Genomic DNA, 23,078 nt, shown 5'->3' with positions numbered 1-23,078 from the left:
CACCGTCCATGGCAAAGGGGCCGGGTGTGTCAGCAACCTCTCACATCATCGCAACGTCACAGACCAACGTTCACTATTATATTAAAAACCCAGCAAGAAATCAAGAAAATTTCAAAAAAACTTACTCAAACGCTATTCTTTTATAGAAACAACCAAAGCATTAAGGGCTATAGGCCTTATGCAGCCTCTACGTCGGCTTGAATTCTTCCTCTTCTTAAATCGCAAAGAGAACCTTCACCTATTAAGATGAAGGTTCTCATAATTGCATTATTACTTCACGATTGTAGCAACCGCACCGGCACCTACTGTACGTCCGCCTTCGCGAATAGCGAATTTGGTTCCTTGCTCGATAGCGATCGGAGCAATCAGTTCAACGGTAACGGTGATGTTGTCCCCAGGCATAACCATCTCGGTTCCTTCCGGAAGAGTGATGATTCCTGTTACGTCCGTTGTACGGAAGTAGAACTGAGGACGATATCCGGTGAAGAAAGGCTTATGACGTCCGCCCTCTTCTTTAGTCAGTACGTAGATTTGAGCGGTGAAGCTGGTGTGCGGATTAACGGAACCAGGCTTAGCCAAAACTTGGCCGCGCTCGATTTCTTTACGATCCACACCGCGGAGAAGAGCACCGATGTTGTCCCCGGCTTGAGCGGAGTCAAGCAGCTTACGGAACATTTCTACTCCGGTTACAACGGATTTCTTAGTTTCTTCTACAAGACCAACGATTTCGATCTCGTCGCCCACTTTAACTGTTCCACGCTCTACACGGCCAGTAGCAACCGTACCGCGTCCGGTGATGGAGAATACGTCCTCGACAGGCATCAAGAAAGGCTTGTCAGTGTCGCGCTCAGGAGTCGGAATGTAGGTGTCGATTTGCTCGAACAGCTCGACGATTTTCTGAGCCCATTCTCCGTCCGGATTTTGCAGAGCTTCACGTGCGGAACCACGGATAACCGGAGTGTCATCTCCAGGGAATTCATATTCGCTCAGCAGATCGCGAACTTCCATTTCAACCAGTTCGAGAAGCTCTTCGTCTTCTACCATGTCGCATTTGTTCAGGAAGACTACAATATAAGGTACGCCAACCTGACGGGAGAGCAGGATGTGCTCACGAGTTTGCGGCATAGGACCATCAGCAGCGGATACAACCAGGATAGCTCCGTCCATTTGGGCAGCGCCGGTGATCATGTTTTTAACATAGTCGGCGTGTCCAGGGCAGTCAACGTGAGCATAGTGACGGTTAGCGGACTCATACTCAACGTGGGAAGTAGAGATCGTAATACCGCGCTCGCGCTCTTCAGGAGCTTTGTCGATTTGATCGTAGGAGAATGCTTCTCCGCCGCCGTATTTCCTTGTCAATACAGTTGTGATGGCAGCTGTCAAAGTTGTTTTACCATGGTCAACGTGACCGATAGTTCCGATATTAACGTGCGGTTTTGTACGTTCGAATTTTGCTTTTGCCATGTTTAATAAGCCTCCTTAAAATTAAATATATTAGGCGCCTTTGTTCTTAGCGATGATTTCATCGGCGATAGATTTAGGCACTTCTTCATAATGGGAAATTTCCATAGAGTAAACCCCGCGACCTTGGGTACGGGAGCGGAGAGTCGTGGAGTATCCGAACATTTCGGCCAAAGGTACTTTGGCGCGAATGACTTGGGCTCCTGCGCGTGCATCCATTCCTTCAATGCGTCCGCGGCGGGAGTTCAAATCTCCCATAACGTCTCCCATATACTCTTCCGGTACAGTGACTTCCACTTTCATGATAGGCTCAAGGATGGCAGGATTACACTTATCCTTGGCTGCCTTGAGCGCCATAGATCCGGCAATTTTGAACGCCATCTCACTAGAGTCAACATCATGGTAGGAACCATCAAACAGTGTTGCTTTGATGTCAACCAGCGGATATCCGGCCAAAACCCCGTTCTTCATAGCTTCTTCGATTCCTGCCTGAACAGGAACGACGTACTCCTTCGGAACGGCTCCACCGACAATCTTGTTCTCGAATTGGAAACCAGTTCCCGGCTCAAGAGGCTCGAACTCAACCCATACGTGTCCGTATTGACCGCGTCCACCGGACTGACGTACGAATTTACCTTCGACTTTAGCCGCACTGCGGAAGGTTTCTCTGTAGGCTACCTGAGGCTTACCTACGTTCGCTTCCACCTTGAACTCGCGAAGCATACGATCAACGATAACTTCCAGGTGAAGCTCACCCATACCGGAAATGATCGTCTGCCCTGTTTCTTCATCGGTGTGCGTTCTGAAAGTCGGGTCTTCTTCAGCCAGCTTGGACAAAGCAATACCCATCTTGTCCTGGTCGGCTTTCGTCTTCGGTTCGATAGCTACGTCAATAACAGGCTCTGGGAAGGTCATTGACTCCAGAATAACAGGATTTTTCTCATCACACAAGGTGTCCCCTGTAGTTGTATCCTTCAAACCTACGGCAGCCGCGATATCACCGGCATGAACCTCGGTAATTTCCTGACGGCTGTTAGCGTGCATTTGCAGGATACGTCCCACTCTTTCGCGCTTTCCTTTGGTTGTGTTCAACACATAGGAACCGGAATTCAGAATACCGGAGTAAACACGGAAGAAGGTCAGTTTACCTACATACGGGTCAGTCATAATTTTGAACGCAAGCGCTGCGAAAGGCTCATCATCGGAGGACTTTCTGGTAGCTTCGGTTCCGTCTTCCAAATGCCCCGTAATATCCGGAACATCGGTAGGAGCCGGCAGATAAGCTACGACAGCGTCAAGCATCAACTGAACACCTTTGTTACGGTAAGAGGATCCGCACAGAACCGGAGTGATCTTAACATCGATTACTCCCTTGCGAAGAGCAGCCTTCAGCTCATCTACGCTGATTTCTTCCCCTTCCAGGTATTTCATCGTCAGTTCTTCATCCAGCTCGGCGATTTTCTCTATCAATTCTCCACGAAGCGTTTCAACTTTATCTTGATACTCTGCAGGAACTTCAACCTTCTCAATTTCCTGCCCTTTGTCATCTTTATAGATGTAGGCGCAGTTTTCGATCAGGTCGATAATACCAACAAATTCGCTCTCCGCACCAATAGGGTATTGGATTGCAACAGCGTTGGCCTGCAGTCTTTCACGCATCTGTTCGATAACACCATCGAAGTTTGCACCGATAATGTCCATCTTGTTAACATATGCGATCCGCGGAACGCCATAACGGTCTGCCTGACGCCATACGGTTTCAGATTGGGGCTCTACGCCGCCCTTGGCGCAAAACACACCAACTGCTCCATCCAGTACACGAAGCGAACGTTCAACTTCAACGGTGAAGTCTACGTGACCAGGCGTGTCGATAATATTGATGCGGTGACCTTTCCACTGGGCTGTCGTCGCCGCCGAAGTGATCGTGATTCCACGTTCTTGCTCCTGCTCCATCCAGTCCATAGTAGCGGAACCCTCGTGGGTCTCCCCAATCTTGTGGGTACGACCCGTGTAGAACAGGATCCGCTCCGTCGTGGTAGTCTTACCGGCGTCAATGTGCGCCATGATCCCGATGTTTCGTGTATCTTGTAAGGAGAACTCTCTTGCCATAGTCATTCGTCTCCTTTCTAATATGCTGCCATTTTTGGAATTCTACCAGCGGTAATGAGCAAAAGCTTTGTTAGCCTCAGCCATTTTATGAGTATCTTCGCGCTTCTTAACCGAAGCACCGGAGTTATTGCTGGCATCGATGATTTCCGCAGCCAGTCTTTCCTGCATTGTCTTCTCGCCGCGAAGACGAGAGTAATGCACCAACCAGCGCAAACCAAGCGAAGTGCGGCGCTCAGGCTTTACTTCGATAGGTACTTGGTAGTTGGCACCCCCGACACGACGGGCTTTTACTTCCAATACAGGCATGATGTTCTTCAGCGCTTGTTCAAAAACTTCCATTGGCTCTTTGCCGGTACGTTCTTTAACCGCGTTGAAAGCATCATATAGAATTCTTTGTGCCGTACCTCTCTTACCGTCGATCATAATACGATTGATCAGACGGGTTACCAGCTTGCTGTTGTAAATCGGATCCGGCAATACGTCTCTGCGTGGAACTGGTCCTTTACGTGGCATAGTTATCCCCCTTTCGTTACATTCTTCATCCATTTATCGGATCGAGTCCGGTTTATTTCTTCTCCTTAGGACGCTTCGCTCCGTATTTGGAACGAGCCTGCATCCGGTTGGCTACACCTGCGGTATCCAATGCTCCGCGAACGATGTGGTAACGTACCCCCGGAAGATCTTTAACCCTACCTCCACGCACCAGAACAACGCTGTGCTCTTGAAGGTTGTGCCCGATTCCCGGAATATAGGCGGTTACCTCTACACGGTTACTCAAGCGTACACGGGCATATTTCCTGAGGGCGGAGTTCGGTTTCTTCGGTGTCATCGTGCCCACACGAGTACAAACTCCGCGCTTTTGAGGGGCGTTCAAATCTGTTTCCTCTCTCTTCAGCGCGTTAAACCCTTTTTGCAGGGCCGGAGATTTCGAAGTGTAAACCTTCGCCTTGCGGCCTTTGCGAACTAGTTGGTTAATTGTTGGCATTCATCGCACCTCCTTCCTTTATACTTTCTACTTCCTTGCAGCAAGCCCACAGATCCAGGTGAATCATAAAAAAGCAAAGGAAAGTTTTTGCCCGCAGAAGTACACCATGAAACACTCCGTTTCCGGTGTGCTTCATATAAGGCCTTCCGTTAACAAAAACATATCTATCCTTCATTCACCACTGCAGCCATGGCAGCACCCACTTCGATCCCGCATGCTTTTCCAAGCATTTTCATAGAATCGACATAGGTTACTTTAACCCCCATTTTTTTGCAGAGGTTTACCATTTTCGTTGTTATGCGCGGATCGGCGTCCTTGGCAATAATGACCTCTTCGGCTTTACCAAGCTCCACCATCCTTGTCGCTTGCTTGGTGCCAACGATTAAATGATTTGCCTGCTTAACTTTATCATAAGACATGATTAACTCGTATCCTCCAAAGTACAGGTGAGATCAAATAGGCACACTCCGATATAATATCACTTCAAAAAAACTGTGTCAAGAAAGTTCATGCATGTAATTTCATGAACTTTCTTGACTATCTGGAAGTATTAATTCTGGCTCAATGCAACCTCGCTGCCCGCTTCGGGATCCAAACCGTTCTCTACAGCCTCATCGCCTTCGGGCTCCGTTACCGGCGCATTCGGATCCAGGATGCGTACATTCCGGTACCGCGCCATTCCTGTTCCGGCAGGAATCAGCTTACCGATAATGACGTTCTCCTTAAGACCGAGCAATTGGTCCACCTTGCCCTTGATGGCGGCATCCGTAAGGACACGGGTCGTCTCCTGGAAGGATGCGGCCGACAAGAAGGAGTCGGTCTCCAGCGAAGCCTTGGTGATTCCAAGCAGTACGGGTCTGGCCACTGCAGGCTCAAGCCCGTTAAGCAGCGCTTCACGGTTGGCCGCTTCGTATTCATGGATATCCACATACGAACCCGGCAAGAGCGGTGTATCTCCGGAATCGACGATACGGATCTTACGCAGCATCTGGCGGATCATAACCTCGATATGCTTGTCGTTGATTTCAACGCCTTGGTTCCGGTATACGCGGTGAACTTCTTGCAGAATATAATTCTGAACGCCGCGTATTCCTTTAATCCGCAGCATATCCTTCGGATCGATCGAGCCATCCGTCAGCTCGTCTCCGGCTTCCACCGTCTGTCCCTTCGTTACCCGGATTCGGGAACCGAAGGTTACGGAGTACACCTTGGTCTCCGCCTCGCCCTGGACTTCAATCTCCCGGCGATCTTTGGCTTCGCGGATATCCTTGATCACGCCGTCGACTTCGGTGATGATCGCCTGACCTTTCGGATTCCGGGCCTCGAACAGCTCCTGAATCCGCGGCAAACCTTGGGTAATATCGTCTCCGGCTACTCCCCCGGTGTGGAACGTACGCATCGTCAGCTGCGTTCCAGGCTCCCCGATCGATTGTGCGGCGATAATTCCGACAGCTTCACCTATTTCAACGAACTGACCTGTTGCCAGGTTGCGTCCGTAGCATTTCTTACATACTCCGTGCTTGGCACGGCAGCTCAGCACCGAACGGATTTGCACCTTCTCCACCCCGGCACGTACGATCTGATCGGCAATGGACGCCGTGATCATCTCGTTCCGTCCGACAATGATCTCACCGGTTTCCGGATGTCTTACCGTCTCGAAGGAATACCTTCCCTCAATCCGGTCGTACAGATCCTCGATGACCTCTTTACCGTCCTGAATTTTGGTGACGACAAGACCTTTGTCCGTGCCGCAATCCTCTTCACGGACGATAACATCCTGAGCCACGTCAACCAGACGGCGTGTCAGATAACCCGAGTCTGCGGTACGAAGCGCCGTATCCGACAATCCTTTCCGGGCACCGTGCGTGGAGATGAAGTACTCCAGAACGGTAAGTCCTTCCCGGAAGTTGGACTTGATCGGCAACTCGATGATCCGTCCGGACGGGTTAGCCATTAAGCCGCGCATTCCGCCGAGCTGGGTAATCTGGGATTTGTTACCCCGTGCTTTGGATTCAACCATCATGTTGATGGAGTTGAATTTATCCAGCGATTTCATGAGGATGTCTGTAATGTCATCCTTGGCTTTACTCCAGATGCCGATGACGCGGTCGTACCGTTCTTCATCGGTGATCAGACCTCTGCGGTATTGGTTCGTGACGGTCAGTACCTTCTCTTCCGATGCCTTGATGATCTGGTCTTTCTCTTGAGGCACGGTTACGTCCGCCACGGCAATGGTAATACCGGCGCGAGTCGAGTAAGTAAAGCCCAGGCTCTTGATTTTATCAAGGATTACGGAAGTCTCCGTCGTATGGTAGCGGCGGAAGCATTCCGCAATGATGGCTCCGAGGTATTCCTTGCCTATAGCCGGCTTCTCCTCGGCCTGCATGATGCGCTCGCGGATGTCCACGCCTTTGTCGAACACGAAGTGCTCGTCGGATATTCCATTCAGCAAGTTAGCCTTGGAGGCTTCGTTGATATATGGGAAATCACTCGGGAAGATTTCATTGAATATAATTTTCCCGATGGTAGTAATCAGCATAGCATTTTGCTGCTTTTCCGTGAATGATGTCTTATTAAGGGCCTTGGCCGGAATCCCGACAACCGCATGCAGAGACGCAATTCCGCGCTGATACAGCGAGACGGCCTCATGAACGGATGCCAGTATCATACCCGCCCCGTTGGCTTCCTTATTAGACATCGTCAAGTAGAAGCTTCCCAATACCATATCCTGAGACGGAGTAACGACAGGCTTTCCGTCTTTCGGGTTAAGAATATTGCCGGATGCCAGCATCAGAAGGCGGGCTTCCGCTTGAGCTTCTGCAGACAACGGAACGTGAACCGCCATCTGGTCACCGTCAAAGTCAGCGTTGTAAGCCGTACATACGAGCGGGTGAAGCTTAATGGCACGTCCTTCTACGAGAATAGGCTCGAACGCCTGAATTCCAAGTCTGTGCAGCGTAGGCGCACGGTTCAGAAGAACTGGGTGTTCTTTGATTACTTCCTCCAGAACGTCCCACACTTCCGCGCTGCTTCGCTCTACCTTCCGCTTGGCACTTTTAATGTTATGGGCCAGCCCTTTGTTCACCAATTCCTTCATGACGAACGGCTTGAACAGCTCCAACGCCATTTCTTTAGGTAATCCGCATTGATACATTTTCAGGCTCGGGCCTACAACGATAACCGAACGGCCCGAATAGTCTACCCGTTTACCAAGCAGGTTCTGACGGAAACGGCCTTGCTTTCCTTTAAGCATATGGCTTAAGGATTTCAGAGGACGGTTTCCGGGCCCGGTTACGGGACGCCCGCGGCGGCCGTTATCGATCAGGGCATCGACCGCTTCCTGCAGCATCCGCTTCTCGTTCTGAACAATGATATCTGGTGCACCCAGATCCAACAGGCGCTTAAGCCGGTTGTTCCGGTTAATAACACGCCGATACAGATCGTTCAGGTCGGAAGTCGCAAAGCGGCCACCATCGAGCTGAACCATCGGACGAAGCTCCGGCGGTATAACCGGGAGCACGTCGAGGACCATCCACTCAGGCAGGTTCTTGGAGTTGCGGAAAGCCTCAATGACTTCAAGACGTTTAATCGCACGATTCCTGCGCTGACCCTGAGCGGTCTTGAGTTCTTCTTTAAGAGAATCTAATTCCTTCTCTATATCGATGTCCTGAAGCAGCTTCTTGATCGCTTCGGCACCCATTCCCGCCTGGAAAGCATATCCGTATTTCTCGCGGTAGCTGCGGTATTCCTTCTCCGATAGCAGCTGCTTCTTCTCCAGCGGCGTATCTCCCGGATCGGTCACGACATAGGAGGCGAAATAAATCACTTCCTCCAAGGAACGCGGCGACATGTCCAAAGCCAGGCCCATCCGGCTCGGAATGCCCTTGAAATACCAGATGTGGGAGACAGGAGCAGCCAGCTCAATATGGCCCATCCGCTCACGGCGAACCTTCTGACGGGTGACCTCTACACCGCATCGGTCACAGACGACTCCTTTATAGCGGACCCGCTTGTATTTACCGCAATGACACTCCCAATCCTTGGTCGGTCCGAAGATCTTTTCGCAGAACAACCCTTCTTTCTCGGGCTTTAACGTTCTGTAGTTGATCGTCTCCGGCTTTTTGACTTCCCCTCGCGACCAGGAACGAATCTTCTCAGGCGATGCCAATCCGATCTTCATATACTCAAAGTTGTTAACGTCGATCAAGGAGCAACCCTCCTTAGAAATGTGCATTACTCTTCAAACTAGCGACCGTGTGTCGTCCAAAGCTGAAACCGGGCTATTCTACGCCCAGTTCAGCTCCTTCCAGATTGAGGTTGAGCTTGTCACTGCCCGTGTCATCCTCATCATCTATTTCCTTCATTTCGATTTCTTCTTCGTTCTCAGTCAGGATCTTGACGTCCATACCCAAGCTTTGCAGCTCTTTGATCAATACTTTAAACGATTCAGGAACACCTGGCTCCGGCACATTCTCGCCTTTGACAATGGATTCGTAGGTTTTCACCCGGCCGACCACGTCATCGGACTTGACCGTAAGGATTTCCTGAAGGGTATAGGCCGCGCCATAAGCCTCCAGCGCCCATACCTCCATCTCACCGAACCGCTGTCCGCCAAACTGCGCCTTACCACCCAGCGGCTGCTGGGTAACCAGGGAGTATGGCCCTGTGGAACGGGCATGGATCTTATCATCGACCATGTGCGCCAGCTTGATCATGTACATGACGCCAACGGTGACCTCGCGTTCGAACGGCTCTCCTGTCCGTCCGTCGTAGAGAATGGTCTTACCGTTCCGCTGCATTCCGGCTTCTTCCATCGTATCGAATACGTCATACTCGGTGGCTCCATCAAAAACAGGGCTCGCGGTATGAATGCCGAGCAGTTTGGCTGCCATCCCGAGGTGAACCTCCAGAACCTGACCAATATTCATCCGGGAAGGAACCCCAAGAGGGTTCAGAACAACTTCTACAGGCGTTCCGTCCGGCAGGAAAGGCATATCCTCCTCAGGCAGAATCCGGGCCACAACCCCTTTGTTCCCGTGACGTCCGGCCATCTTGTCGCCCTCGGAAATCTTCCGTTTCTGAGCGATATATACCCGTACAAGCTGGTTGACTCCAGGAGGCAGCTCATCGCCATTCTCCCGGGTAAACACTTTAACGTCAACGACGATTCCGTCTGTTCCGTGCGGCACTCTTAAGGAGGTGTCTCTGACTTCACGTGCCTTCTCACCGAAGATCGCGTGCAGCAGGCGCTCCTCTGCAGTCAGTTCCGTTACCCCTTTAGGAGTGACTTTCCCGACCAGAATGTCCCCGGCGCCAATTTCCGCACCGACCCGAATAATTCCCCGTTCATCCAGATTCTTCAACGCCTCTTCTCCGACGTTAGGAATATCCCGGGTGATTTCTTCCGGTCCGAGCTTGGTATCCCGCGCCTCGGACTCGTATTCCTCAATATGAATAGACGTATACACGTCTTCCTTAACCAGTTTCTCGCTCAGCAGAATGGCATCCTCGTAGTTATAGCCTTCCCATGTCATGAACGCTACGACAACGTTACGGCCGAGAGCCAATTCGCCCTGCTCGGTGGAAGGACCGTCCGCCAGAATATCTCCGACTTTGACGATATCCCCGCGCTTGACGAGCGGCCGCTGGTTGATGCAAGTCCCTTGGTTAGAGCGGAAAAATTTGTGCAGCTTATACTTGATAAGATCTCCGCTTACCTTCTTGCCATCTATGGTCTCCTGGCGGCGAAGCCAGATTTCATTCGCGGAAGCTTTCTCGATTACACCATCGTGCTTGGCAACGACACAGACTCCCGAATCTTTAGCCGCTTTATGCTCCATACCGGTTCCGACTAACGGAGCTTGCGGAACGAGCAAAGGCACCGCTTGCCGCTGCATGTTCGAACCCATCAGCGCACGGTTCGAGTCGTCGTTCTCCAGGAACGGAATCAACGCCGTCGCTACAGATACAACCTGCTTAGGCGAAACGTCCATATAGTCAACCCGATCGCGCGGAAGAGTCAGAATATCATCCTTATAGCGGATAATTACGTTCTCGTTCACGAACGTACCTTCCGGAGACAGCTCCGCATTCGCCTGAGCAATAACGTAATTATCTTCCTCATCGGCGGTCAGATAGGCAATCTTGTCCGTGACGACTCCCGTTTGCGGATCCACCCAACGATACGGAGCCTCAATAAAGCCGTATTCGTTGATTCTCGCAAAGGTTGACAAAGAGTTGATCAGACCGATGTTCGGTCCTTCCGGCGTCTCAATCGGACACATCCGTCCATAGTGAGAGTGGTGAACGTCCCGAACCTCCAGCCCGGCGCGTTCTCTTGTCAATCCGCCAGGTCCCAAAGCAGAGAGACGGCGCTTGTGCGTCAGCTCAGCCAGCGGGTTCGTCTGGTCCATAAACTGGGACAGCTGAGAGCTGCCGAAGAACTCCTTGATCGAAGCGATCACCGGACGAATGTTAATCAGCGCTTGCGGCGTAATGACATTGGCATCCTGAATGGACATCCGCTCCCGCACAACACGTTCCATCCGGGACAGACCGATCCGGAACTGGTTCTGCAGCAATTCTCCGACAGACCGGAGACGGCGGTTGCCCAGATGGTCAATATCATCCGTACTGCCGATACCATGAAGCAAATTAATAAAGTAGTTAATGGAGGAAATAATATCGGCAGGCGTAATATGCTTTACTGATTTATCAATATTCCCGTTGGAGATGACCTTGATGACCTTGCCATCTTCATAAGGGGAGAATACGTCAATGCATTGCAGCGGAATATCATCCGACTCGGTTACCCCGCCATTTACCGGAAACTCCTTCAAATTGACGCCTTCTTCCAAATAAGGAAGAATTTTGTCCAGGAGTCTGCGGTCAAGCATTTGGCCCGTCTCTGCAATAATCTCACCCGTTTCGGGGTCGAACAGCGTTTCAGCAAGGCGCTGGTTGAACAGACGGTTCTTGATATGAAGCTTCTTATTGATCTTGTAACGTCCGACATTAGCCAAATCGTATCTTTTCGGATCAAAGAATCTGGCTACGAGCAAGCTCTTGGCGTTATCCAACGTCGGCGGCTCGCCGGGACGCAATCTCTCATAGATTTCGATCAAAGCTTTTTCCGTGGAATCCGTATTATCCTTGTCCAGCGTATTACGGATGTACTCATCTTCGCCGAGGAGGTCGAGTATTTCGGCATCCGTGCCGAAACCAAGAGCTCTCAGCAGAACGGTTACCGGAATTTTCCGAGTCCGGTCAATCCGCACATAGATGATATCCTTGGCGTCTGTTTCCAGCTCCAACCAGGCCCCCCGGTTGGGAATAACCGTAGCCGTATAGGTGGTTTTGCCGTTTTTATCAACTTTCGTACTAAAATAGACACTAGGGGAGCGTACTAGCTGACTGACGATTACCCGTTCCGCCCCGTTAATAATAAAAGTGCCTGTTTCCGTCATCAGAGGGAAATCCCCCATGAACACTTCCTGTTCCTTAACCTCACCCGTCTCTTTGTTAATAAGACGGACCTTCACCCGGAGAGGAGCTGCATAAGTGACATCCCGCTCTTTGGCGTCGTCGACCGTATATTTGGGCTCGCCCAAACTATAGTCGATAAACTCCAAAACCAAGTTTCCCGTGAAATCTTGAATTGGCGATATGTCTTGAAACATCTCCCGAAGGCCTTCCTCCAGAAACCAATCGTATGATTTCTGTTGAATTTCGATCAGGTTAGGAATCTCCAGCACTTCATTAATACGTGCATACGACCTGCGTGTGCGTCGACCATATTGAACAAGATGACCCGCCAACATTCTTCACCCCTCGTGACTACTCAAATTATGTTGCTAAAACTTCCGGAGCCTGTTCATAGAGAACAACTCCGCTCACCAAGCTATATAAGACGGTCAAATCTGGAGCGAATGAAGCATAGTCTCTTATATAGCGAAAAGACATCTAACGAGGCCCCTTTCGCAGTAGAAAGCGGCCGCATGAGAAGCGGTTAACGCGGAAAGAACTGCTCCGGATCCCTCTGAATCCTTAACCCTTCCGCTGTATAGGAAAACTCCTCTCGGAGTATTTCGAGGATGAGCGACCGCACTAGAGGAAATTGACCGCTCCCGAATTTCAGATCCGCTTAATTTAAGGCGAACCCCTTTCGAGTTGTCGAGAAAAGCTGTAGTATAGAGGAACGACCGCCCTCGATATAGCTTCAACAGAGCTTTTCTTAACATCAAAATAGAATTTGAAGTCGTCCGGAAAGCAGATACCTACAAATTCTACCGCGGGCAAAAATACTACTCATTATTTAAGTCCCTCTTAAGCGGTCATCGGAAAGTCGTTCACGAACATCTGATGAACAAAACCTTTCCGATGGAATAAACTAGAAAAAGCTTCATTAGAAGCCTTCCTTTTTGAACTTTTTCCAAAAAAGCCCAGTCGTAATTCTCTCTGTATTTCATTATGCCCTTAGTAAATATCCCATAATCTTCAAAACGACAGATTGGACTAAATCTTTCCATTTCTTGTCCTTTGGGTAAAAAAATATCGCACCTCTCTTCCGCAATTCTGTAGAAGATAAAAAATGCTTGACATTTTAATTAACTAAAGACATAAAGCCTATTTTATGCTGACATTTTATAATAATAACATATCTGGAGAGTAGAGTCAATGAAGGAAGCAAAAAAGACTTCATAACTACTCCTTTTCTTTAAACGGCGATCCATGAAAATAACTACAGATTTTCAAATGCTCCATTTAAACCTTTCTAACCCGACTCAACCGAAAACCATTTGTTATCAGACGGTTTTGGTCGCTTTAAATATACGGTACCCTTTATCCTTGGTTATTTCCTCCACCTGACCAAACATTTCTTCCAGCTTCAGCTTAGCGGAAGGAGCTCCCTGCTTTTTCTGAATAACCACCCACAACTGTCCGGAAGGAAGCAAACAATGATACGCCTGTTCGAAAATTTGATGAACGACCGCCTTGCCCGCACGTATGGGAGGGTTCGTCAGAATGCAATGAAACCGTTCATCCAATACCTGTTCCAGCATGTTGCTTTGCATAACTTTAACGTTGGCCAAGCCATTACGTCTTGCATTCTCACGAGCTAACTCAACGGCGCGCTCGTTAATATCGATCATCGTCACCGATCCAAGGCTCACCTCTGCCGCCACAGCGATACCGATCGGACCGTAGCCGCAGCCGACATCCAGCACCTTGGCATCTTCCGCAACTTCCACCGACTCGATCAGCAATCGGCTTCCGAAATCAATCGCGTTCTTCGAGAAGACCCCGGCATCCGTAACAAATTGAAAATCCCGGCCCCGCAGGCTTTGTCTAATCATTCGCAAATCGTGAGCGGCGACCGGTTTCGGCGTATAGTAGTGATCGGACATCTAAATTCCTCCCTGCATCGGTGATTAGTTCATCCCTTTATTTCCAAATCCGGTGCCGATCCGGGATAACCGCATCCACGCCGACTAAGGAAAGACCCTTTGAAGAACAAACTTCAAAGGGTCCATATAGGAAACTGCATTATTTTACTTCAACAGTTGCTCCTGCTTCTTCCAGCTTAGCTTTGATAGCTTCAGCATCTTCTTTGGATACTTTCTCTTTGATCGGCTTCGGTGCGCCGTCAACCAGATCTTTAGCTTCTTTCAGGCCAAGACCAGTGATTTCGCGAACCACTTTGATAACGTTGATCTTGGATCCGCCGGCATTAGCCAGGATTACGTCAAATTCGCTTTGCTCTTCAGCTTCAGCAGCAGCACCGGCTCCGCCGATAACCGCTACAGGAGCGGCAGCCGTTACGCCGAATTCTTCTTCAATTGCTTTAACCAGGTCGTTCAGTTCCAAAACGGACATGCCTTTAATGGCTTCTAAAATTTGCTCTTTACTCATGGTTAAACCTCCAATATAGTATAATATCTTATCCTTATCGTTTCTTCCGTCAGCTTAAGCTTCCGCTCCGCTCTCCTGCTTCTCCGCCACAGCTTTAACTGCAAGCGCGAAGTTGCGGACAGGTGCTTGAAGCACGCTGAGCAACATGGACAGAAGACCTTCTCTGGAAGGAAGATCCGCCAGTTCCTTGATCTGGCTGATGTCTACGATTCTGCCTTCGACAATACCCGCTTTAATGCTCAGCTTGTCGTTCTTCTTGGCAAAATCGGACAAAATCTTGGCAGGTGCGACGACATCCTCTTTACTGAATGCAATCGCTGTTGGTCCCGTCAGAGCGGTGTCCAGCTCCGTCAGTTCAGCTTCTGCCGTAGCACGGCGTACCAACGTATTCTTAAGGACCTGGAATTCCACTCCCGCTTCACGCAGCTGCTTACGAAGCTCGGTTACCTGGGCCACATTCAAACCGCGATAGTCTGCTACGATCGTACAACTGCTTTCGCGAAGCTTGCTTACCACCTCGGAAACCAGCTGTTGTTTCTGTTCACGAACTTTTGCATTACCCATCTGTTACACCTCCTGGTACTTAGTTGCTAGGATGGAGCGTTACAAATAGAAAAGCCTTCGCAGACAGTACGAAGGCATGATGATTCGAGATTCCGTAACGAAATACGAAACTATATCATAACACCTCGGCAGGAAATTAAGCTTGCAATAAGCACCTGCTGTCTACGGCAGCATATTCAATTTCAGAAAACCTCACTTAGAGTAGCATAGATGACTGTTTGAAGTCAACCGCTTATCTAAAAGATTGAAGGTTTAATTTCACGCTCGGCCCCATAGTGGACGAAATCGCTGCGCTCTTCAAGTAAACCCCTTTAGCCGCAGCAGGCTTGCTTCTGACCAGTGCTTCGACTAATGCACGCAGGTTCTCGGTCAGCTTCTGTTCGTCGAAAGAAACTTTCCCTACAGGCGCATGAATTTGTCCTGCTCTGTCAAGACGGTACTCAATCTTACCGGCCTTGATTTCCTGGACAGCTTTCGCTACGTCGAAGGTTACGGTTCCCGCTTTCGGGTTCGGCATCAGACCTTTCCCCCCGAGCAACCGTCCCAATTTCCCTACTTCACTCATCATGTCCGGAGTTGCCACACAGACATCGAATTCGAACCAGCCTTGTTGGATTTTGTTGATCATGTCCTGATCGCCTACAAAATCAGCGCCGGCGCTTTCGGCTTCCTTGGCTTTCTCTCCTTTGGCAAAAACCAAAACCCGCTTGGTTTTACCCGTACCGTGCGGCATAACAACTACGCCACGAACCGCTTGGTCCTGCTTCTTGGGGTCAACTCCCAGACGCACGGCAACTTCTACTGTCTCATCAAATTTAGCAGAGGCCATCTTCTTCACAAGAGCAACAGCTTCCGCAGGCTCATATTGAGCATCTGCATCAACCAGCTTGACTGCCTCCGAATATTTCTTACCATGTTTAGGCATTTGGTTTCCTCCTTCGTGGTATTAACGGATAATCCTCCCACGGTTATGCGGATAATTACCGCCACTTATTGCATTCATTATTGCGGGAAGCATTCGGTAAATCTTAATCTTCAATCTTGATTCCCATGCTGCGGGCAGTTCCTTCTACCATACGCATAGCGGCTTCCACCGATGCAGCATTCAAATCAGCCATTTTGGATTCGGCGATTTCACGAACTTTGTCGCGTTTTACCGTTGCTACCTTAACCTTGTTAGGCTCGCCGGAGCCTTTCTCGATTCCTGCTGCTACACGCAACAGTACGGCTGCCGGAGGAGTTTTGGTTACGAACGTGAAAGAACGGTCTTCGAAAACAGACAGCTCTACCGGAATAACCAAACCAGCCTGATCGGCCGTACGAGCGTTAAATTCCTTACAGAATGCCATGATGTTGACACCTGCTTGACCTAGAGCCGGACCTACTGGCGGAGCCGGATTAGCTTTACCAGCGGGAATTTGCAGCTTAACGACTTTGATTACCTTCTTTGCCATGTGAGACACCTCCTTGCACGTAGTGTGGTCTAACGGGATGTTTCCCTCCCACCAATGAAGGCCTATCCCAATCCAGATAGACCTGGCATAACCTTATGAGAAGAAGAGAACAAGCGAAGAGCACCCGGCCGGGTTCTCTACAGTTTCTCCACCTGATGGAAGTCAAGCTCCAACGGGGTTTCTCTTCCAAACATGTTTACATGCACCTTTAGCTTACTTTTGTCAGGCAAAATCTCCTCAACGGATCCCACAAAATCGGCAAAAGGACCCACTTTAACACGAACCGTCTCTTTCAAGTCAAAGTCAATCTTCGGCTTAGGCTCTTCCATTCCCATATGCTTCAGAATAGAATCCACTTCTTCCGGCAACAGTGGAATCGGCTTGGAACCGGAACCTGTAGAACCGACAAAACCAGTCACTCCCGGCGTGTTGCGAACCACATACCAGGAATCGTCCGTCTGGATCATCTCTACAAGAACATAACCGGGATACACTTTGCGCATGACGGTTTTCTTCTTGCCGTCTTTGTTGACTACTTCTTCTTCCATCGGAACAAGCACGCGAAAGATCTTGTCCATCATGTTCATCGATTCGACGCGCTTCTCCAGATTGGCCTTAACCTTGTTCTCGTAGCCGGAATAAGTGTGAACAACGTACCATCTTTTTTCCATAAAGGTCACCCCGGTCCCTATTCCGTTATCAAACGGACTATATTGGAAATCCCAAGGTCGAGAATAGTAAAGTAGATCGTTACGAAAATAACGGTAACCAACACGACAAGAGTATAGCTCACCATTTCTTTACGATTGGGCCACTTGACTTTCTTCAGCTCAGCCCAGCTATCCGCAAAGTAGGAAAAGGTGGAGCCGAAGCCTCGCTTGATTCTACCTAAAAAAGCCATTGCTGCACCCCCACTGCTTACCTTGTTTCGCGATGAAGCACGTGTTCATTGCAAAACTTGCAATATTTCTTCATCTCCATGCGGTCCGGATGGTTCCGCTTGTTCTTATTGGACGTATAGTTACGCTGTTTACAGTTAGTACATGCCAACGTAATGATTACCCGCATGATCACACCCCCCTGGTAGACAACCTTCTTAATAAAGAACCCCCGATTGTCTGAGGAGAGCCTGACAATTTAGGGTTACTGAATTAATTTATCATACCGCGATTTTCATGTCAAGGAATGGATCATTACCATTATTCTCTTACCTAAGGATTAGTAAACCTAGAACTCCAATATTTACATATGTACTATAATTTATACTAGGATAACCCTACAAAGTGACGAGCATTGCCTTAGCAAGCTTTTCCGCCAGAGATGTTTAACTGGATTTCATACAGCTAGTTCCTCTGTAGCGAAAGTCGGTAACTAAGTGGAAAACCGCAGCTCATTTGTGCAAAACGGGCGATTTCAGCAAGAAACAACGATTCTAAATGCAGTTTTTCCATTTACTTTAATCACTTTCTACCATTCGCTTGATTTTACCTGCACAAATTACATTTAGAGGCTATCGATTCATTGTGGGAAAGGCGTTCAACAGGATACTGTACCAGTAAAAATCCAACAGCGAAAACGTAACGGAACTGGTAGACCCTATTTCGTCAAAATAGGCGCTTTTTTTAGACTAACGGACACCGTTGCGCTTATTGCCTAGAATTCTCCTACTTCCGCGAACATTTCTTGGGAATAAGGTCATCTGGTTCCGTTAAAATTACCGAAAGGCCCTTTTGGTACGATTAAGGTCTCTGGGGTCCGTTAAAACCAAACTGCGTAGGATTTTCGCATGACCTTTGGTTATATACCATTAATCGACAGTCTCATCTAAATCGTTACCAACCGAAGCAATGGCTTTCTATTTAAATCGATATTTGCCCTGCTAAAGTTCGGTTAATACATTCAATATTTTTAAAAAAGCTCCTATATAAGCCATCTCGAAGATGAATAACCCGGTATTAGAGGCGGCCACTTTCTAACGGGGTAAAAAAATAACTTTCCGCCCAACATGGCTAGAAAGCTATTCGTTACATATTGTCCCTGACTTCCAGGTATTTCTCCAGCTTGCGCTTTACCCGTTGAAGAGCGTTATCGATAGATTTCACATGGCGATCCAGATCTACCGCAATCTCCTGATAGGAGCGTCCGTCCAGATAGAGCATCAGCACCCTGCGCTCCAGCTCGCTCAGAATTTCACTCATCTTATCTTCCAGTCCGAAGAATTCCTCCTGATTGATGATCAGTTCCTCCGGATCGGTTACTCTGGAACCGCAAATAACGTCCAGCAGCGTCCGGTCGGAATCTTCGTCATAGATAGGCTTGTCCAACGAAACATAAGAATTAAGCGGAATGTGCTTCTGACGTGTGGCGGTTTTGATCGCGGTAATAATTTGGCGGGTAATGCATAATTCTGCAAACGCTTTAAACGAGGCCAGCTTGTCTCCCCGGAAATCGCGAATCGCCTTGTATAATCCGATCATGCCTTCCTGAACAATGTCTTCACGGTCAGCGCCAATCAAAAAGTAAGAGCGGGCCTTCGCCCGTACAAAATTTTTGTACTTGTTGATCAAATATTCCAGTGCGCCACTGTTGCCATCACGAACCGCTTCGACGTTGTCCTCGTCGCTTTTGAGCTCATAGATATCGCTTCTCAAATCATTGAGGTCAACATTCACGAACAATCCCTCCGGCCTGGCCAATTCGGCAATCTCTCTAAACAGAGATAGGTTAAGTATACATTAGGGCCTAATGACCGTCAATGAGAAAAAGCCGTTATTATGGACTTTTCCCGGGGATGACGCGCTAAGAATCCCCCCTCCTCCATTTTTCGAACAGCTGTTTCATCTCAGGAGTCAGGACCGCATCGAAGGAATTCCGCTTGCCCCGCTCCGTCTTCTCCAGCTCCCGGCCGATGTCCTGCTGGCTCTGTCTGACCTTCAGCAGCAGCTCCCTGGCGGAAATTCTTAGCGCCCCTTTGCCGAAAATAACATGCTGCTCCACCATATCCGAGGTGGCAACATAAATCCTGTTTCTTCTCCCTATCAGGTCGTTGACCAGCCTTTCGATCAGCTCATCAGCGGTCTCTTTTTCTTTCGTATAGAAGATTTTCAGCCGTCTCTGTTCGGTCTTCACCGCCAGGCCGGGAACCCGATGGGCGTCAAAAACGATATATACCCGGATTCCCGAATAAGCCTGGTAATCGGCCAGAATATCAATCAGACGGTCGCGAGCCTCCACCAATTGAATGTCTTTCAGCTTCTGCAGCTCGGGCCAGGCCCCGATAATATTATATCCGTCTACAATCAAGTATTCGTTCATAGCGTCAACCGGAGGATAATTGGCCGATTCTCTGACGCAGCGCTTCGTACATGAGCACGGAAGCCGCTACCGAAGCGTTCAAGGAAGAGATACTGCCCAACATCGGCAGTTTGATCAGAAAGTCGCAATGCTCTCTTACCAACCTTCCAATCCCTTTGCTCTCATTCCCAATGACGATGGCCAGCGGCATGGTCAAATCCGCCTCGAACACCGTCTGTTCCGCGGAGCCGTCCGCACCGGCGACCCAGACTCCCCGCTCTTTTAACTCTTCGATCGTCTGGACCAGGTTGGTCACTTTGGCGACCGGAACATATTCAACGGCCCCCGCCGATATTTTGGACACCGTGGCGGTCAGTCCGACGGCCCGGCGCTTGGGGATGATGATCCCATGCACACCGGTACAATCCGCCGTTCTCAGGATGGCTCCCAAATTATGCGGATCTTCAATTTCGTCCAGAATAACGATCAATGGCGCCTGCCCCCTGCTTGCCGCAAGGTCCAAGATATCATCCACACTGGCATAGTCATACGCCGCAATCTGTGCAACAACCCCCTGATTCTGCACGTTAGGTACCAATTGATCCAGCTTGCGCCTGGCGGCGGTTTGCACGAGTATGCCATTGGCCTTGGCTTCCGCCATTATCGGGTGTACGTAGTGCTTCTGGGCATTGTCGGCAATCCATATTTTATGAATGGTCCGGCCGGAACGGATCGCCTCCAGCACCGAGTGCTTCCCCGCAATATATTCCTCCAAGCTAATCCCTCCTTCTGTCATGCTGCAGCTCGTCTGTCGAAGGGGACTCGCCGCCCTCCATGCCCAAGCTTAGATTAATGAGCTGAGAGAGCCTGTCCTCTCTGCCAAGACAATATAAGTATCCAACGAGACATTCCAGCGCCGTACTGTGACGATAGACAAGAATATCCGTATTTTTGGGGGACGTGCCCGATTTCGCATTGCGTCCCCGGCGGACGACATCGGCTTCTTCCTCCGTCAGCACAGGCTGCCATCGCTCCAGCGCCAGAGCTTGGGCCTTCGCCGACACATATCGGGTCGCCTGCTTATGAAGCTGATTCGGGCGGAAATTGGCGCGTGATGCAAGATGCTGACGAACCGCCAGCTCATAGACGGCGTCACCGATATACGCCAGAACCAGCGGGTTCATCAGTTTGGGATCGGCCCCCCCGCGGTATTGGAACAATGAATGTTTGGTCATAGAATCACTCATTTCCGGCGCCAGCGAATTCCTTGAGGTGTATCCTCGAGAATGATGCCCTTCTCCGTCAGCAAATCCCGAATTTCATCGGCCCGGGACCAATTTTTCGCCGCTCTCGCTTCCGTCCGCTCTTGAATAAGCTGCTCGATTTCCTCATCCAGCAGTTCTTCCTGCCTTTCTTGAACGATCCCGAGGATTTGATTCATCTCTGCAAACCGCTGCTTGACCAGCTCCAGAGATGCTAGAGTTACTTGTTCCTTCTGAAGATACCGGTTTGTCTCCGTAACAAGGTCGAACATAACGGTTATAGCGTCTGCCGTATTGAAATCGTCATTCATCTTCTCGACAAAATCGGCATGTGCCTTCTTGACCGCCTCGGCTATCGTTTCGTCAACCTCTCCCTCCGAGGCATCCTTAAGACGGTAGTCGAGATTAGCCAGGCAATTTTCAATCCGCTCCAACCCTGCGGCAGCCTGCCGAATAGTGTCCTCGCTGTAATTCAACGGGTGGCGGTAATGCGTGGCCAGCATGAAGAAGCGGATCACCTGCGGCCGGACAGTTTGCAAAATTTCCCGAACATTCAGGCCGTTGCCGAGTGATTTCGACATTTTCTCATTATTGATGTTCAAGTAGCCATTATGCATCCAATAGTTGGCAAGGGGCTTGCCGTGAAGTGCCTCGGATTGGGCCACCTCGCATTCATGATGCGGAAACTGCAGGTCCTGACCGCCTCCATGGATGTCGATCGTTTCCCCCAAATATTTTCTGGCCATGGCGGAGCATTCGATATGCCATCCCGGACGCCCGTCGCCCCAAGGGCTGGGCCAGGAAATCTCGCCAGGCTTGGCCTGCTTCCATAACACGAAATCTTTAGGGTCTTCCTTCCTCTCATCCACTTCCACCCGAATACCGGATTGCAGCTCCTCGATATTCTGGTGAGACACTTTTCCGTATTCCGGGAAACGGTGTACGCGGAAATAAACATCTCCCCCGCTCTCATAAGCGAAGCCCTGCTCTACCAACTCGGAAATAAAGGAGATAATTTCCGGAATGTTTTCGGTCACTCGCGGGTGCAGCGCTTCTTCCACTCCTAGAGCTTTCGCATCCTCGATGAAGGCTTCTATAAATTTATCCGCCACTTCCGGTACGGTGGAGCCGGTTTCTGCCGCTCTACGGATCAGTTTATCGTCAACATCGGTAAAATTGCTGACATACTGAACATCGTATCCAAGATAAGCCAAATATCGTCGAACGGTGTCGAATACGATCAGCGGGCGGGCATTGCCTATATGGATATAATCATACACCGTCGGACCGCAAACATACATTGTCACTTTGCCGGGGCTCAACGGAACGAAAGTTTCCTTCGCTCTGGTCAATGTATTATAGATTTTCAATCCCATTGTCAGGCTCCTCCATTCATTCTCTTCTGTTCTTCCAATTGTTCCCGCAGCTCCTCAATTTGCCGCTGCAGCTGCTTGCAGGTATCGATCACCGGATCAGGGAGATTGCCGTGATCCAGCCGGTTGACACGCACTCCGTCGCGCTTGACGACCTTGCCCGGAATTCCGACTACCGTACAATTCGGGGGCACTTCGGACAGCACAACGGCATTCGCACCGATGATCGAGTAGTCGCCGACCGTAAAAGAGCCGAGAACCTTGGCTCCGGAAGAGACGACAACATGATTGCCGATGGTCGGATGACGCTTTCCTTTTTCCTTGCCTGTTCCTCCAAGGGTGACTCCCTGATAAAGGATAACATCGTCCCCTATCTCACAGGTTTCCCCGATGACAACCCCCATTCCATGGTCGATAAACAAGCGCCGGCCAATTTTCGCCCCGGGGTGGATCTCGATCCCGGTCATAAATCTAGAAAATTGAGAGATCATCCGGGCCAGCATAAACCATTTCCGCCTATAAAACCAATGGGCTATTCTATGAAACCAGACGGCGTGAAGGCCGGAATAGGTCAGCACCACTTCCAACACACTGCGCGCAGCCGGGTCGTTATCGAATACCGCTTGAATATCCGAGCGGATCGTACGAAACAAAGGAGTCACCT

Annotated in this window: 21 protein-coding genes and 1 other annotated feature; all 21 genes read right to left on the bottom strand. The window is 49.7% G+C overall.

Features of this window, described 5'->3' with window-relative positions:
- Positions 1-270: 270 nt before the first annotated feature.
- The gene (gene tuf / locus ACTHRH_RS23010) at positions 271-1,464 is read right to left on the bottom strand and encodes an elongation factor Tu (protein ID WP_144936510.1); all 1,194 of its coding nucleotides are present in this window, start codon (positions 1,462-1,464) and stop codon (positions 271-273) included.
- 30 nt (positions 1,465-1,494) lie between these two features.
- Positions 1,495-3,570 carry an elongation factor G gene (fusA, locus tag ACTHRH_RS23005; RefSeq protein WP_144936507.1) on the bottom strand — a complete coding sequence of 692 codons (2,076 nt, stop codon included), beginning with the start codon at positions 3,568-3,570 and terminating at the stop codon, positions 1,495-1,497.
- Between the two features lie 42 nt (positions 3,571-3,612).
- Positions 3,613-4,083 carry a 30S ribosomal protein S7 gene (gene rpsG / locus ACTHRH_RS23000; RefSeq protein WP_144936504.1) on the bottom strand — a complete coding sequence of 157 codons (471 nt, stop codon included), beginning with the start codon at positions 4,081-4,083 and terminating at the stop codon, positions 3,613-3,615.
- Positions 4,084-4,135: 52 nt separating this feature from the next.
- Positions 4,136-4,555: a 30S ribosomal protein S12 gene (gene rpsL / locus ACTHRH_RS22995; RefSeq protein ID WP_144936501.1), complete on the bottom strand. Its 420-nt coding sequence runs from the start codon at positions 4,553-4,555 to the stop codon at positions 4,136-4,138.
- A gap of 164 nt (positions 4,556-4,719) precedes the next feature.
- Positions 4,720-4,974, bottom strand: a complete 255-nt coding sequence (locus ACTHRH_RS22990; protein ID WP_144936498.1) for a 50S ribosomal protein L7ae-like protein — start codon at positions 4,972-4,974, stop codon at positions 4,720-4,722.
- 131 nt (positions 4,975-5,105) lie between these two features.
- Positions 5,106-8,762, bottom strand: coding sequence for a DNA-directed RNA polymerase subunit beta' (gene rpoC / locus ACTHRH_RS22985; RefSeq protein ID WP_144936496.1), 3,657 nt, complete (start codon positions 8,760-8,762; stop codon positions 5,106-5,108).
- Between the two features lie 73 nt (positions 8,763-8,835).
- Positions 8,836-12,372 (bottom strand): DNA-directed RNA polymerase subunit beta, encoded by a 3,537-nt coding sequence (rpoB, locus tag ACTHRH_RS22980; protein WP_379291863.1) that lies wholly within the window; start codon positions 12,370-12,372, stop codon positions 8,836-8,838.
- Positions 12,373-13,359: 987 nt separating this feature from the next.
- Positions 13,360-13,962, bottom strand: a complete 603-nt coding sequence (locus ACTHRH_RS22975; protein WP_440417807.1) for a class I SAM-dependent methyltransferase — start codon at positions 13,960-13,962, stop codon at positions 13,360-13,362.
- A gap of 139 nt (positions 13,963-14,101) precedes the next feature.
- Positions 14,102-14,467 (bottom strand): 50S ribosomal protein L7/L12, encoded by a 366-nt coding sequence (gene rplL / locus ACTHRH_RS22970; protein WP_144936490.1) that lies wholly within the window; start codon positions 14,465-14,467, stop codon positions 14,102-14,104.
- Positions 14,468-14,521: 54 nt separating this feature from the next.
- Complete coding sequence (gene rplJ / locus ACTHRH_RS22965) at positions 14,522-15,031, bottom strand: 50S ribosomal protein L10 (RefSeq protein WP_440417805.1); 510 nt, start codon at positions 15,029-15,031, stop codon at positions 14,522-14,524.
- 38 nt (positions 15,032-15,069) lie between these two features.
- Positions 15,070-15,217: a sequence feature (ribosomal protein L10 leader region), on the bottom strand.
- Between the two features lie 46 nt (positions 15,218-15,263).
- Positions 15,264-15,956, bottom strand: a complete 693-nt coding sequence (gene rplA / locus ACTHRH_RS22960) for a 50S ribosomal protein L1 (RefSeq protein WP_144936485.1) — start codon at positions 15,954-15,956, stop codon at positions 15,264-15,266.
- 103 nt (positions 15,957-16,059) lie between these two features.
- On the bottom strand, positions 16,060-16,485 hold the full coding sequence (gene rplK, locus ACTHRH_RS22955) for a 50S ribosomal protein L11 (RefSeq protein ID WP_144936482.1): 426 nt from the start codon (positions 16,483-16,485) through the stop codon (positions 16,060-16,062).
- Positions 16,486-16,622: 137 nt separating this feature from the next.
- A complete protein-coding gene (gene nusG, locus ACTHRH_RS22950; RefSeq protein ID WP_144936479.1) occupies positions 16,623-17,156 on the bottom strand; it encodes a transcription termination/antitermination protein NusG in 534 nt (177 codons plus the stop codon).
- Between the two features lie 17 nt (positions 17,157-17,173).
- Positions 17,174-17,386 (bottom strand): preprotein translocase subunit SecE, encoded by a 213-nt coding sequence (gene secE / locus ACTHRH_RS22945; RefSeq protein ID WP_144936476.1) that lies wholly within the window; start codon positions 17,384-17,386, stop codon positions 17,174-17,176.
- 17 nt (positions 17,387-17,403) lie between these two features.
- A complete protein-coding gene (gene rpmG / locus ACTHRH_RS22940; RefSeq protein WP_144936473.1) occupies positions 17,404-17,553 on the bottom strand; it encodes a 50S ribosomal protein L33 in 150 nt (49 codons plus the stop codon).
- A gap of 956 nt (positions 17,554-18,509) precedes the next feature.
- Complete coding sequence (gene sigH, locus ACTHRH_RS22935) at positions 18,510-19,157, bottom strand: RNA polymerase sporulation sigma factor SigH (RefSeq protein WP_144936470.1); 648 nt, start codon at positions 19,155-19,157, stop codon at positions 18,510-18,512.
- A 127-nt stretch (positions 19,158-19,284) separates the two neighbouring features.
- Positions 19,285-19,800, bottom strand: coding sequence for an NYN domain-containing protein (locus tag ACTHRH_RS22930; RefSeq protein WP_440417802.1), 516 nt, complete (start codon positions 19,798-19,800; stop codon positions 19,285-19,287).
- Between the two features lie 4 nt (positions 19,801-19,804).
- Positions 19,805-20,554, bottom strand: a complete 750-nt coding sequence (gene rlmB, locus ACTHRH_RS22925; protein ID WP_440417800.1) for a 23S rRNA (guanosine(2251)-2'-O)-methyltransferase RlmB — start codon at positions 20,552-20,554, stop codon at positions 19,805-19,807.
- A 1-nt stretch (position 20,555) separates the two neighbouring features.
- The gene (locus ACTHRH_RS22920; RefSeq protein WP_186328341.1) at positions 20,556-21,014 is read right to left on the bottom strand and encodes a Mini-ribonuclease 3; all 459 of its coding nucleotides are present in this window, start codon (positions 21,012-21,014) and stop codon (positions 20,556-20,558) included.
- Between the two features lie 8 nt (positions 21,015-21,022).
- Complete coding sequence (cysS, locus tag ACTHRH_RS22915; protein ID WP_379291827.1) at positions 21,023-22,417, bottom strand: cysteine--tRNA ligase; 1,395 nt, start codon at positions 22,415-22,417, stop codon at positions 21,023-21,025.
- 2 nt (positions 22,418-22,419) lie between these two features.
- Positions 22,420-23,067, bottom strand: a complete 648-nt coding sequence (gene epsC / locus ACTHRH_RS22910) for a serine O-acetyltransferase EpsC (protein ID WP_150960549.1) — start codon at positions 23,065-23,067, stop codon at positions 22,420-22,422.
- Between the last annotated feature and the right edge of the window lie 11 nt (positions 23,068-23,078).

Origin of the sequence: Paenibacillus sp. SAFN-117, assembly GCF_051966115.1 — a bacterium.
GTDB classification, from domain to species: domain Bacteria; phylum Bacillota; class Bacilli; order Paenibacillales; family NBRC-103111; genus Paenibacillus_L; species Paenibacillus_L residui.
Note: the sequence above shows the minus strand (reverse complement) of the source record. Positions and strands in the feature narration are given on the sequence as shown.